The organism is Ponticoccus litoralis (genome assembly GCF_039769985.1).
Lineage (GTDB): Bacteria > Pseudomonadota > Alphaproteobacteria > Rhodobacterales > Rhodobacteraceae > Ponticoccus > Ponticoccus litoralis.
Map to the genome: position 1 here is coordinate 3481694 of NZ_JBDNCH010000002.1, position 13740 is coordinate 3495433.

Annotated in this window: 7 protein-coding genes and 2 pseudogenes; 1 reads left to right on the forward strand and 8 read right to left on the reverse strand. The window is 67.6% G+C overall.

Going from position 1 to position 13740, the window contains the following annotated elements:
• Window positions 1–228: 228 nt before the first annotated feature.
• The 7 genes and pseudogenes from ABFB10_RS18275 to miaA all read right to left on the reverse strand — a co-directional run bounded on the left by ABFB10_RS18275 (window position 229) and on the right by miaA (window position 10162).
• Complete coding sequence (locus ABFB10_RS18275) at window positions 229–1539, reverse strand: hypothetical protein (protein ID WP_347167583.1); 1311 nt, start codon at window positions 1537–1539, stop codon at window positions 229–231.
• Window positions 1540–1696: 157 nt separating this feature from the next.
• A pseudogene (locus tag ABFB10_RS18280) lies at window positions 1697–3780 on the reverse strand (dipeptide ABC transporter ATP-binding protein).
• Between the two features lie 97 nt (window positions 3781–3877).
• Window positions 3878–5320 (reverse strand): ABC transporter permease, encoded by a 1443-nt coding sequence (locus tag ABFB10_RS18285; RefSeq protein ID WP_347167584.1) that lies wholly within the window; start codon window positions 5318–5320, stop codon window positions 3878–3880.
• 10 nt (window positions 5321–5330) lie between these two features.
• The gene (locus tag ABFB10_RS18290) at window positions 5331–6377 is read right to left on the reverse strand and encodes an ABC transporter permease (protein ID WP_347167585.1); all 1047 of its coding nucleotides are present in this window, start codon (window positions 6375–6377) and stop codon (window positions 5331–5333) included.
• A 133-nt stretch (window positions 6378–6510) separates the two neighbouring features.
• Entirely contained in the window at window positions 6511–8184 is a 1674-nt protein-coding gene (locus ABFB10_RS18295; protein ID WP_347167586.1) for an ABC transporter substrate-binding protein, read from the reverse strand.
• Window positions 8185–8407: 223 nt separating this feature from the next.
• A complete protein-coding gene (locus tag ABFB10_RS18300) occupies window positions 8408–9265 on the reverse strand; it encodes a helix-turn-helix domain-containing protein (protein WP_347167587.1) in 858 nt (285 codons plus the stop codon).
• Window positions 9262–10162: pseudogene (miaA, locus tag ABFB10_RS18305) on the reverse strand (tRNA (adenosine(37)-N6)-dimethylallyltransferase MiaA). The gene ABFB10_RS18300 and the pseudogene miaA overlap by 4 nt, the downstream one beginning before the upstream one ends.
• 114 nt (window positions 10163–10276) lie before the next feature.
• Between miaA and pyrH the strand changes: the two are divergent.
• The gene (gene pyrH / locus ABFB10_RS18310) at window positions 10277–11011 is read left to right on the forward strand and encodes a UMP kinase (RefSeq protein ID WP_023850517.1); all 735 of its coding nucleotides are present in this window, start codon (window positions 10277–10279) and stop codon (window positions 11009–11011) included.
• A gap of 413 nt (window positions 11012–11424) precedes the next feature.
• Here the strand turns inward: pyrH and ABFB10_RS18315 are convergent, their stop codons facing one another.
• The gene (locus ABFB10_RS18315) at window positions 11425–13599 is read right to left on the reverse strand and encodes an RNA degradosome polyphosphate kinase (protein ID WP_347167588.1); all 2175 of its coding nucleotides are present in this window, start codon (window positions 13597–13599) and stop codon (window positions 11425–11427) included.
• Window positions 13600–13740 lie beyond the last annotated feature (141 nt).

The window sequence follows — 13740 nt, forward strand, 5'->3', positions numbered from 1 at the left end:
GTCTTTGGCCGCCTCTGTAGGCTGACATCGGCGCGCCATGCGATGCCTGAACCACAATTTCCGGCAGAGCGCTTCTCATTCGGCCCGAAGCGGCAGACCTGTGTGATGAAGGCAACCCTGGCCCTGCGCTGAAGCCCCGCCAGCTGTTTTAGGCCGTGGTTTGCCCCTCCGCGAGGCAGGCCTTCATGGCCCATGCCTCGGGTGGCTTTGGCCGGGAGAGCGGGCGCCCTAGTAGTCCGGGTAGCGCGCGCTGGCAAAGCCGCGGCGGCCAGAGGGGCCGGTCAGTTCGAACCACATCCAGTCGCTCTCGATGCAGGCGGCCAGCTTGTCCTCGTCGTAGGGTTCTGCCGCGTCCGCCGCGCGGCACAGCGCGGCGCAGGCCTCTGCCTCGGGGTGGGTCCAGTCCACCACCGGTGCCTCGGGGACGGTATAGACCGACCCCAGCGGCAACTCGTCGATGCGCTCTGACTCGTGGGTGATGCCTGCGCGCAGTGAGGTGTAATTCTGCACGTCGACGACCCGCGCGATCCGGCTTTCCGCGATGCAGGGGCTGGGTCCCGCGCTTTCGAGTGGGGCAGGCGCTGGTGCCGCGTCCGGCGCGGCCTGCGGCTTCGGTGCGGGGGCCAGCTCTGCCAGCGGCGTATCGGCGGCGAAGAAGGCAAGCGGCGGGATCGGGCGCCAGCGGTCGGGCGGGACCTCTCCGCGCAGGCAGCCTTCGGGGCCGACCCGGGTCGACTGGCTTTCCCGGAACCCGCAGATCACCGGAACCGTGGCACCGTCCGGCTGTGCGACCAGCCCGATCGCGCAGTCATAGCGCATCATGCCTGCGAAACTGATCGCCGTGCGCCGCCCGTCGGCAAAGCCCTCCTGACCCTCTTCGGTGGTGATCGTGGCGCTGTATCCGTCGGGTTCATAGGGGATCTGGTCCCGTTCCAACCGCGCATCCCAGGTCGTCATGTTCTGGCAGGCGTAGAACTTGCCCTCTTCGGTCGGGCCACGCTCGGGAAAGCCGTAAAGCGCGATGTCCCAGCGTCCGGCCTTGTTGACCGTGTCGATCTCGTAGAACTCGGCGCCCTTGTATTGCAGCATCGCCTCCATCAGGTCGCCGTCCACGAAGGGGCGCGGCACCTCGGGGCGGGGCCGGGCGGCCAGCGCCAGCAGCCGCAGCGTCGCCTGTATCGCAAGGTCGAAGGCGGCCTCGACCTCTGCGGCGCTGTACTCCCGGTCACGGTCCAGCGTCAGCTCGGGTTGATGAAAGCCCAGCCGCGCGCGCGGATGCATCCTGCGGTTGGTGACCGGCAGGCTTTCGTGCTGCGCCGCCGTGCCGAACATGAAGACCAGCGCGCAGGACGACAGGCATTCGGCGCCCTCGTCGACGACCGTGCCGATGCGGTTGTCCAGAAGCACCTGCGCCAGTTCCAGCGTGGCGGCAAGGCTGCCGCCGGGGCTGTCGAGACAGAGCGCCTTCCATCGAGTCGTCCTCGAAATCCGGCCAGTCGTCGGGGCGGTCCATCCCGGCCTGCGACAGCTCCCGTGCATCGCCGGGCAGGATCTCGCCCGTCAGGGTCAGCTGGCAGAGCCCCGGTTTGCCCGGCCCGATCTCTGCGGCACAGACGAGGCCGGGCAGGATCAGGGCAAAGAGGCAGGCGAACAGGCGGGGCATGAAACGGTTTCCTTCCAATCGGCCCGGGCGCCGCTATTCGGCGGCGATCCGGATCACCGGCTCCATGCTAGCAAATTCCTCTTCGGAAAGGTGGCATTTTACCTGATGCCCCCGGGCCATCTGCCGCAGGGGGGCACCTCGCGCTCGCACAGGTTGTCCGGCACGCGGGCCTTCCAACGGCAGCGTGTCTGGAAGGGGCAGCCCGGCGGCGGGTTCATGGCCGAGGGGATGTCGCCCTCCAGCACGATGTGCTGCTTTTCCACCCGGGTGTCGGCGATCGGCACGGCGGACAGCAGCGCCTGGGTGTAGGGGTGGTAGGGCGGCGCGAAGACCTGCTCGGTCTCGCCCAGTTCGACCACATGGCCAAGGTACATGACCATGACCCGGTCGCTGAGATAGCGCACGATGGACAGGTCGTGCGAGATGAACAGCAGCGTGGTCTTCTGGGCGCGCTGGATCTCCATCAGAAGGTCGGTGACGGCGGCCTGCACCGAGACATCCAGCGCCGAGACCGGCTCGTCCGCCACCACGATCCGCGCGCCGCCGGCAAAGGCCCGCGCGATGCCGACCCGCTGCTTCTGCCCGCCCGAAAGCTGGCGCGGCATGCGCTCGGCAAAGGCGCGCGGCAGCTTCACCAGATCCAGCAGGTGCAGCATCCTCTCGCGCCGCTCGGCATCGTCGCGGCCCGCGCCGAAGATCTCCAGCGCCCGGGTGATCTGGCGGCCCACGGTCATCGAGGGGTTGAGCGTGTCGAAGGGGTTCTGAAAGACCATCTGCACATCGGCCACGGTCCGGGTGTCGCGCCTTTCGATGGGCGTCGACTGGATCTCGCGGTTGTCCAGCACGATGGCGCCCTCGGTGGCCGTCTCCAGCCCCATCAGCACCTTGGCGAGGGTCGACTTGCCGCACCCGCTTTCCCCCACGATGGCCAGCGTCTCGCTTTCGCGTGCCTCGAAGCTGAGCGTCTCGTTGGCCTTCACCACCCGGCGCGCGCCCGAGCCAAGCAGCGCATTGGCCGCGACCTCGTAGTATTTCTTCAGCCGGTCGATTTTCAGCACCACAGGCCCGGGCTGCGCCTTCTCCTTGACCGAAACGGCCTGCGGCGGCGCCTCCCAGTCGATGTCGTGAAGCCGCAGGCAGCGCGAGCGGTGGCGCGCGCCGCCCGGCACCATCTCCATCGGCACCCGCTTCACCGCATCGCAGCGCCCGGGCTGGAAATAGGCACAGCGCGGGCCGAAGTTGCAGCCGTCGGGGCGCTCGTGGGGCAGGGGGAAGTTGCCCGGGATCGCCACCAGAGGCCGCGCCGCCTTGTCCGCCCCGGGCAGCGGGATCGAGCGGAACAGCGCCTGCGTGTAGGGGTGGCGCATCCGGTCGAAGACATCGCCAATGGCGCCGGTCTCCACCGCCTCGCCGGAATACATCACGCAGATGCGGTCGCAGGTCTCCAGCACCAGACCCAGGTTGTGGCTGATGAACAGCATCGAGGTGCCGTATTTCCGGCCCAGCTCCTTGACCAGCTCCACCACCGCCGCCTCGACGGTCACGTCCAGCGCCGTGGTCGGCTCGTCGAGGATCAGAAGCGCGGGTTCCGCCATCAGCGCCAGGGCGATGACGATGCGCTGCTGCTGGCCGCCCGACAGCTGGTGCGGATAGCTGTCGAGAATGCGCCGGGGATCCGGCAGCTTGACGTCCGTGACCATCTGCAGCGCCCGGTCATGGGCCTCCTTCTCCGAGGCGCCCGCATGGATCATCGGCACCTCCATCAGCTGCCTGCCGATCTTCATGGCCGGGTTCAGCGAGGCCATGGGCTCCTGGTAGATCATCGCGATCTCCGACCCGCGCAGCCGCCGCAGCTCTTCCGCGCCCATCGCGCCCAGATCGCGCCCCTTGAACCGGATCGATCCGCCCACGACCCGCCCGTTCCGCCCAAGATCCTGCATGACCCCAAGCGCCACGGTGGACTTGCCGCAGCCGCTCTCGCCCACCAGCCCCACCGCCTCGCCCGGCATGACCGTGACGGAAAAATCCATCACTGCCGGGATCTCGCGCAGCCGCGTGAAGAAGGAAATCGACAGGTCCTCGATTTCAAGGATCGGCCCGTCATACGCCTCTGTCATTCCCGTCATCCCTCGTCTCCGGCAGGGGCGCGCCCCTGCTTCTTTGGTCCTGAAAATACCTCGGGGGTCCGGGGGCTGGCCCCCGGTCCGTCCGGGGTCAATCGCGCAACGCCTCTTCCCGCAGACCGTCCGCCAGCAGGTTCAGCCCCAGCACCAGCGACAAGAGCGCGAAGGCCGGCGGCAGCGCGGGGTGCAGGTAGATCGACAAGAGCTTGCGCCCGTCGTTGATCGTCGATCCCCAGTCCGGGCTTTCGGGCGGCAGCCCCAGCCCGAAGAAGCCCAGCGTGCCCAGCAGGATCGTCGTGTAGCCGATGCGCAGGCAGAAATCGACGATCAGCGGCCCGCGCGCATTGGGCAGGATCTCCCACAGCATGATGTACCACGGGCGCTCGCCCCGGGTCTGGGCCGCGGCGACATAGTCGCGGGTCTTGATGTCCATCGCCAGACCCCGGACGATGCGGAAGACCGTCGGCGCATTCACGAAGACCACCGAGACGAAGACCACCAGGATCCCCGGCGGCACATCGAAGAAATCCAGCGGCCAGAAGGCGATCCCCGATCCCGGCTGATTGATCACCGAGAGGTAGACCAGCGCCATCGGCCCCAGCACCAGCGCCAGCCACAGCCGGTCCTTCGACGGCTGGGTGCGATAGCGCGCATGGATGAGGACGCCTGCGAAGACGATGGGGAAGGCAAACAGCACCACCGCCATGTATTGCGGCAGGCCCGTCGCCACGATCTCGGGCGTGACCAGCAGGTAGAACAGCAGGATCACCGGGAAGGCGAGGATGAGGTTGGCGAGGAAGGACAGGAACAGGTCCAGCCTGCCGCCGTAGTAGCCCGCGGGCAGGCCCAGCGTGATGCCCACCATGAAGGCGAAGAGCGTCGCCAGCGGCGCGATCTGGATTACCACGACCGCCCCCTTGACCACGCGGCTGAAGACGTCGCGCGCCAGGTTGTCGCCGCCCAGCAGATACCAGAGGTATTCCCCCGTCTCGGCGCCGCGCAGGGGCGTGCCGGGGACCTTGTTCTTCATGCCCGAAACCTGGTCCAGCGGCGGATGTGTGGCGATCAGGTCGAGGAGCCCGGTGAAGAGGGCCGTGTAGACCCAGAACATCACGAGGCCAAAGCCGATCATGCCGATGGTCGAGTCGAAAAGCTTGCCGTACAGCCCCAGCCGCCGTTTGTAGGTGATCGACAGGCCGAAGGTCAGCGCCAGCGCGATCCAGACCGGCGTGAACCGCTGGCTGATGGCGCCGACAATGCCCGCATCCGCGCCCAGCACCACGCCGCCCAAGAGGTAGGCCATCACGAGGGCCAGCAGCGCCAGCCCGATCCGGTTCGACACCCGCGCCGAGAGGCCGCGCAGGCCGCCCGTCGCCATGAGCGTGCCGTCGGGGTTGCTGCGGATGCCGGGATCGGGTTCGAACCACGACAGCAGGATGCGCGCCGCCAGCGAGGCGGCGAAGACCGGTACCAGCACGTAAAACACGGGGTCCAGCACCGTGCCCAGCCAGCCTGTCCATGTAAGGTCTTCCATCACGCCCTCCTCAGGTCACGCTGATGCGGGGGTTCAGGTAGACATAGCCGATATCGGAAATCAGCTGCGTCACCAGCACGACGATGACAGAGACCACCGAGACGCCCAGCAGCAGCTCGATGTCGTTGTTGGAGGCCGCCTGCACCAGCGTCCAGCCGAAGCCCTTGTAGTTGAACAGGGTCTCGACGATCACCACGCCGTTCAGCAGCCACGGGAATTGCAGCATGATGACGGTGAAGGGGGCGATAAGGGCGTTCCTGAGCGCGTGCTTCAACACGATATTGCGGAAGGAAACGCCCTTCAGCCGCGCGGTGCGGATGTATTGCGCGGTCATGACCTCGGCCATGGCGGCCCGCGTCATCCGCGCGATATAGCCCATGCCGAAAAGCGCGATGGTCAGCACCGGCAGGAAGAAGTTCTCGAAGGTCGGGCCGTCCATGGCGCTGGTCGCGGTGCCCTTGAACCATTTCAGCCCGACGGCGGAAGAGGCGAAGACCGCGATGAAGAGCACGCCCGAGACATATTCCGGCGTCGCCGTCGTGGTGATCGACACGGTCGACAGGGACCGGTCCAGCGGAGAGCCCTCTTTCATGCCCGCCAGCACGCCGATGATCAGCGCGCCGGGCACCATCAGCATCATCACCCAGAACATCAGCACGCCGGTCAGCGACAGCCGCGTGCCGATGATTTCGGCCACCGGGTCCCGGAAGACCGTCGAATAGCCCCAGTAGCCCTGCAACACGCCGCAGAACGCGGGCGCCTCTTCTGCCGTCATGCCCGGTTCGATGCAGCGGCCCGTCACGTTGCCCTCGGCGTCGGTGTGGCGGTAGGAGGGCACCAGCCCCAGCCACTCGGCGTATTTCACCGGCGTCGGTTGCAGGTAGCCGCCCTTGTCCAGCCAGGATGCCACCGCCTCGTCCGACATGCGGAAATTGCCCTGCGTCTTGGCGAGCTTTTCAAGGTTCGGGTAAAGGTTGGTCAGGTAGAAAACCAGAAAAGTCAGGCAGAGGGCGGTCAGCAGCATGACGCCGATCCGCCTGAGTATGAACAATCCCATATGGGCCTCTCAGGGCTGGCCGGGCAGGGGGTGCATCGCCGCCCGCCCTTGCTGGCACCCCGCTTCGGGGCGCGCTGTTGCGAAACGGGCCGCCCCGGTCAGGAAACGGCCCGGTCGAGCGTCAGCGGATCCGTCAGGCGGCAAGGCCCCACTTGTAGACCTGCGGCATGTAAGAGATGTGCTGCTCTGCGCCCAGGATGCCCTCTGCCGAATGGCGGTAGAGCGACCGCCAGTAGGGCTGGATCGTCACGCCTTCCTCGATCAGGATGGCCTGCAACTTGCCCATGACCGCGCGCCGCTTGTCGGCGTCGGCGATGGACGAGGCCTCGGCCAGCAGGGCGTCGAATTCCTGGTTGGCAAAGCCGAACTCGTTCCAGGCCTCGCCGGACTTGTAGGCCAGCGCAAGGATCTGCACGGCCAGCGGGCGGTGGTTCCAGTTGGTCGAGCTGAAGGCGTATTTCGTCCAGTCGTTCCAGAAGGTCGAGCCGGGCAGGATCGTCCGGCGCACCTTGAAGCCCGCGTCGCGCAGCTGCGCCGCCACCGCGTCGGTGGTGTTCTTGCGCCAGTCGTCGTCGATGGACTGCAATTCGTGCTCGTAATCGGCCATGCCGGCCTCGGTCATCAGCTCCATGGCGCGGGCCGGGTCATGGGGCAGCCGCCCGACCGAGGGGTCGTATTCCGGGTGGATCGGCCCGACGTGGTGGTTCTCGGCCACCGTGCCCCGGTCGGCATAGCCCAGTTCGAGGCAGATCGCGTTGTCGACCGCCATGGCCAGCGCCTGCCGCACGCGCTTGTCGGCATAGGGCGTGTTGCCCTCGGCATCGGTGGCCAGCTGGTTCGGGCGGATCACGATGGTCGAGCCGGTCGCCACCTCGGAGTTCTGCCAGCCGATCGCGTCCATGATGTCGATGAAATCGCCCACGGTCTCGTAGAAGACGTCGATTTCTTCGGATTCCGCAGCCGCGACCCAGGCCGCCGGGTCCTGCCCGTAGTCGATGATTTCCAACGTGTCGATGTACCAGCCGCCTTCCTCGAAGGCTTCGTTGCCCCACCACGGGCGGTCGGATTTCTGCAGCACCGCTTTCACGCCGACGTCCATCTGTACGATGTCCATGGGGCCGGTGCCGACCAGCTCCGACAGGTCGGCGTTCGGGTCGTAGCTGGAATGCACGACCGGGGCGGGATAATCGGCGAAGCCCGCAACGATGGTGATATCGGGCTGCTTGCAGACCAGCGCCACGGTCATGTCGTCGACCACGGTGATCGCGCCCTCTGCCGCCTTGCCGGTCTGGTCGTCGATCAGCGATGCCATGCGCGCGGCCATGGAATTGCCCTCGACCGAACCGTCGCACCAGCGGGTGACATTGCGGGCCACGTCCTCGGCGGTGAAGGGATCGCCGTTCGACCAGGTGATGCCCGGGCGCACCTTCAGCGTGTATTCGGTGGCGTCGTCGTTCACCTCCCAGCTTTCCAGAAGCATGCCGCGGAAGGTCCCGTCAGAGTTGTACTCGACGAGGTATTCCAGCGTGCCGTGGGTGACATAGGCCATCTGCGTCCAGTCGTAGGTGCGCGTGTCCTTGTGGGCGCGCACCTCGCATTGCAGGCGGATGGTGCCGCCCTCCTGCATGGCGCCCTGCGCGCGGGCCGGCTGGGACAGACCGCCCAGCATGTAGGCCGCGCCCGCCGTCAGCCCAAGCGCCGTGCTGCGGGCCAGGAACTCGCGGCGGCCAAGCTGGCCTGCCCTGAACTCGCGCGCATAAAGCTTGGCGGCGGGATGGACCCGGTCCTGGCTGTGCGTATCGGTCATCTTGGTCTCCCTGTGACACGGATGGGTGTCGTTAACTCGGTTACGGTTGGCCACGGGCGCGCCGGACCCGCGAGGCGGAAGGGGGCTGATCGCATTGCGCATGCCGCAAGTCGATGCGTCAAAGCCCGAATTCGACATTCCGTGGTCAAAATACGACATGGTTACCATTCAAAAGCGACATCGCCGGAAAGGCAACGGGGCAAAGGACAATGTCACAAGACCTTTACGCGCGCCGGGGCGAGGCGCGGGCGGCGCCCGCGCGCAGGGCGCTGGGGGTGAGGCCGGTATGGCTCTGGATGAAGCGGGTGAAATAGGCCGGCGAGGCAAAGCCCAGGCCGCGCGCGATCTCCTGCACAGGCGGGCGCGGGCTTTCCAGCGCGACGCGGGCGGCATGCAGGCGCCGTTCCGTCAGCAGGTCGGCGGCGGTCTTGCCGCAGCACTGGCGACAGACCCGCGACAGATGTGTGGGCGTGACGCCCAGCACCCCGGCATGATGGGCGATCGGCTCGGCGCTGCGGAATTCGCGGGTGACAAGGCGGGCGTAGCGCCGGACCAGCCGCAGGGCGGCGGTCTCTTCCGGGGCCTCGGCGGCGCCGGCCTCGATCTGGCGGCGCAACCAGATGGCGACCAGTTGCAGCCGCGCCTCCAGCGCATCGCCCATCAGCGAACGCGCGCGCTGGGTCTCGCGGGCCATGGCGTCGATCTCTCCGGTCAGTTCGGCCTGCGCCAGCCCGTCGCGGATGCGCAAGAGCAGCGGCTCTTGCGGCATGCGCGGCGCCAGCCCGTGCGGCGACTGGACAAAAAGCGCCTGCGTGCCCTGTTGAAGATCCAGCGCAAAGAGCGTCCCGGCGGGCAGGAAGATCGCGTGATGCATGGACAGGCCGCGCCGCAGGCCGTTGATCGTCACGCGGCCCTGTCCGCGGGTGATCCACAGCAGGCAATCCTCTTCGCGGTCGTGCGACAGGGTGTATTTCCACGGCGCGGCCTGCAATTCCGGTCCGAAAGAGCCGCTGCGGACGGGGCCACCGGCGCGGGCCGGTGCCGGGGGCATCGGGTTGCGCAGGAAGCCCGGTCGGCTCATGGCGTGCTCATGTTGATCTGCGGCCAGTTGCCCATCCGCGCCCGGAACCAGGTGCGCTGGCGCTTGGCGAATTGCCGGGTCAGGATGGTGGCGCGGTCGATCACCCGGTCCAGATCCATTGTGCCATCCAGATAGGCCATAAGCTCGGCCGCGCCGATGGCCTTGGCCGAGGGCAGGTCGGGGCGCCACGTGGCGCGGTTGTTTCGGGCTTCGTCCAGGGCGCCGTCCTCGATCATCTGGCGAAAGCGCGTCTCGATCCGGGGCGTCAGCCAGTCCTTGGGTGCATGAAGCAGGATCGGCTGCGCCTTGGCAAGGGGCAGCAGCGGCGGCGGCGTCTCGTCCTGCCAGTCGGCCAGCCCGCGCCCGGTGGCGCGCCGGACTTCCCAGTGCGCGGGCCACGCGGGCGGGGTTCTGCCGGTCGATGCGCGCGGCGGTCTCGGGATCGAGATCCGCCAGCAGGGCAGGAAGACCCTGCGCGCGCAACAGCGCCTCGCCCTCGGCGCGGATCGCGGGCGGCACGGGGGGTATCTGCGCCAGCCCTTCGGTCAGCGCGGTGAAATACAGGCCGGTGCCGCCCACGATGATCGGGCGCGGGCCGCGCAGAAGCGGCGCGAGATCGCGCAGCCAGTCGCCGACGCTGTAGGTCTGCGTGCCGGGGACATGGCCGAAGAGCGCATGCGGCGCGCGCGCCTCTTCCGCGACCGAGGGGCGGGCGGTCAGCACCCGCCAGTCCCCGAAGACCTGTATCGCGTCGGCATTGACGACCGTGCCGCCCTGCGTCTCGGCGATCCTCAGCGCCAGCGCCGATTTCCCGCTGGCGGTCGGCCCGGCGATCAGCACCGGGCGCGCCGGGTCCAGCGCGGAAATGCGCGCGGTGATCGCGGTGCTGTCGCTCATCCTGCCCTCGGTCCCTCTGGTGGCGGTGTTCACCCTCCGTGCACCATTGCGGCGCGGGCGGTTTTCGGCCACATATGCCCGCAATCCTACCCCCGGGCCAAGACGGAGCGCAACATGAGCGACACATCCATTCAACCCGCCGCTTTCCAGCGCATCATGCTCAAGATTTCCGGCGAGGCTCTGATGGGCCCCGAGGGCTACGGCCTGCATCCGCCGACCGTCGAGCGCATCGCCCGCGAGGTGCAGGCGGTGCATGCCCTCGGCGTCGAGATCTGCATGGTGATCGGTGGCGGCAACGTCTTCCGGGGCCTCGCCGGGTCGGCTCAGGGCATGGAACGGACGACCGCCGATTACATGGGCATGCTGGCCACGGTGATGAACGCTCTGGCCATGCAGTCGGCGCTGGAAGGTCTGGGCGTCTTCACCCGGGTGATCAGCGCGATCCGCATGGACGAGGTGGCAGAGCCCTACATCCGCCGCCGCGCCGTCCGCCACCTGGAGAAGAAGCGCGTCTGCATCTTCGCCGCCGGGACCGGGAACCCCTATTTCACCACCGACACCGCCGCCGCGCTGCGCGCCAACGAGATGGCCTGCGAGGCGATCCTGATGGGCAAGAACGGCACCGACGGCGTCTACGACAAGGACCCGCGCGCCCATGCGGACGCGGTGCGCTTCGACGAGGTCACCTTCGACGAGGTGCTGTCGAAGAACCTCAAGGTCATGGATGCCTCCGCGATCGCGCTGGCGCGGGACAACAACATGCCGCTGATCGTCTTCTCGCTGGACGAACCGGGCGGTTTCCGCGGCATCCTCGAAGGCAAGGGCACCTGCACGCGCATCCACGCGTAACGGCGGTCGGCCCGGGTAGGCCGGGCCGCTGCCGGAACAGGCCTGGCAGGACCTGCGGCGCGGCATTGGGGCAGAGCATCAGGGCGCCCGTCTGGGTCTGCGGACCTGCCTCGGTGCGGGTGGGCTTGTCGTCGTCGCAGACTGCGCTGAAGGCCCGCACCCACCGCGCCCGCCTGACGCGGCCCTGAACCCTCTGCCGCGACCCAGCCGCACAGCTTTGACCCGGTCTCCGACGCGCGGGATGTCCCAGGTGCCTGCGGAACAGACGGTCTGACAAGGGATCCGGGCGGCTCGACAGCCATTTGAACGCAGAAAAAAGACCGCAGCGACAGGGCGCGGCGGTCTTTCGCTGTTTCCGGCTGACGACCATGAACACCCGGTGCAGGGCGGGCCGTGGCCCGCCCTCCCGGGGCCTAGTCCTCTGTGTGGGTCAGCTTCGGCACATCCGATGCGCCCGCCGTGCCCCGCCCCGACAACGAGGGGTTTTCCATGAAGAAGCGGTGGCAGTTGAAAGAGAAGGCCCCCTCCGGCATGGGGTGGCGGGTGAAGGCGCCCGAGGGCTCCATGACCCAGCTTTGCGCCGTATCGGCAAGGTTCGCGGCCATGATCTGGCTGACGATCTGCGCCTTCACGGTGGCGTTCATGATCTCCACCCCGGTCTCGACCCGGCGGTTCAGGTTGCGGCCCATCCAGTCCGCCGAGGACATGAAGACCCGCGCCTTGGCATGGGGCAGGCCGTGGCCGTTGCCGAAACAGGCGATGCGCGAATGTTCGAGGAAGCGGCCCACGATGCTCTTCACCCGGATGTTCTCGGACAGGCCCTTCACGCCCGGACGCAGCCCGCAGATGCCCCGGATCACGCAGTCGATCCGCACCCCGGCCTGCGAGGCGCGGTAAAGCGCGTCGATCATGTCGGGCTCGATCAGCGAGTTCATCTTGATCCAGATCTGCGCGGGCTTGCCCTTGGCCGCATGCGCCATCTCGGCCTCGATCATCTCGATCATGCCGGACTTCAGGTCGTGGGGCGAGATATGCAGGTTCTCCAGCCCCTCCGGCATGGCGTAGCCGGACAGGTAGTTGAAGATCTTCGCCGCATCGCGCCCCAGCGCCGCATCGCAGGTGAAGAAGCTGAGGTCGGTGTAGATCTTCGCGGTGATCGGGTGGTAGTTGCCGGTGCCCCAATGGGTGTAGGTCACCAGCTTGTCGCCCTCGCGCCGCACCACCGAGGAAATCTTGGCATGGGTTTTCCAGTCGAGGAAGCCGTAAACGACGTGGGCGCCCGACCGTTCCAGCCGCCGCGACTGGCGGATGTTGGCGGCCTCGTCGAAGCGCGCCTTCAGTTCCACCAGCGCGGTGACGGACTTGCCGTCCTCCGCGGCCTCGCAGAGCGCCTCGACGATGGGAGAGTTCTTCGACGTCCGGTAGAGCGTCTGCTTGATCGCCACCACGTCCGGGTCCTGCGCCGCCTGGTTGAGGAAGCGGACCACCATGTCGAAGGTCTCGTAGGGGTGGTGCAGCAGCATGTCCTTCTGCGCGATGGCCTTGAACATGTTGCCGTCGTGGTCCTGCACGCGCTCGGGCACGCGCGGGGTGAACAAGGGCCACAGAAGGTCGGGGCGCTGGTCGATCACCAGCTCCTTGGTATCCGCAAGGCCGATCATGCCGTCCAGCTCGATCACCTCTTCCGGCTCGACATGCAGCTCGCGCATGACGATATTGCGCAGCGCCTTGGGGGCGCCGGTGGTGACGGTCAGCCGCACCACCTCGCCGCGTCGGCGGCGCTTCAGCGCCACCTCGAACTCGCGCACCAGGTCCTCGGCCTCTTCCTCGACTTCCAGGTCGCTGTCGCGCAGCACGCGGAAGCCGAAGTGGTCCTTGCTGCGATAGCCCGGAAACAGGCTGTCGATATGCAGCAGGATCACGTCTTCCAGCAGGATGAAGCGGTGGGTGCCGTCCTCGGCGGGCAGGCGCATGAAGCGGTCGATCTGCGCGGGCACCGGCAGCAGCGCCTGCAGCGCGCGCTTGTCGCGCATCCGCTCCAGCTGCAGGGCAAGGCAGTAGCCCATGTTGGCGATGAAGGGGAAGGGATGCGCCGGGTCGATGGCCAGCGGCGAAAGCACCGGAAAGACCTGGTTCAGGAAGGCCTCGTTCAGATAGGCGCGGTCGGCGTCGGTCAGGTCCTTGCGCAGCACCACGTGGATGCCCTGTTCGACCATCAGGGCGCGCAACTCGCCCCAGACCGTCTGCTGCTGCGCCATCAGGCGGCGCGCATCCTCGTCGATCAGCACCAGCTGTTCCGCCGGCGTCAGCCCGTCGGCGGCCAGGGCGGTGTTGCCCGCATGGGCCAGCTCGCGCAGGCCGGCGACGCGGACGGTATAGAACTCGTCGAGGTTCGCCGCCGAGATCGAGGCGAAGCGCAGCCGCTCCAGCAGCGGCACGCGCGGGTTCTCGGCCTCTTCCAGCACACGCCAGTTGAAGCCCAGCCAGCTGAGCTCGCGGTTGAAGAAGCGCCCCGGTCCGGACAGGTCGAGATCCGGCAGGTCGATGGCAGGCGGGAGCGGGGATTTGAGGAAATCGGCTTGAGTCATGGGGGGCTTATGCGGATGAAGTGCAACGGTTTCATGACGCGGAACGCCGCGCCCGGGCACCCACACTCTGCCGTGTTCCGATGCCCCGCCGCAAGCCCCCAAGGGCCTGCCGCGCGGAAAGGCCGTTCCGGCCCCGACCCG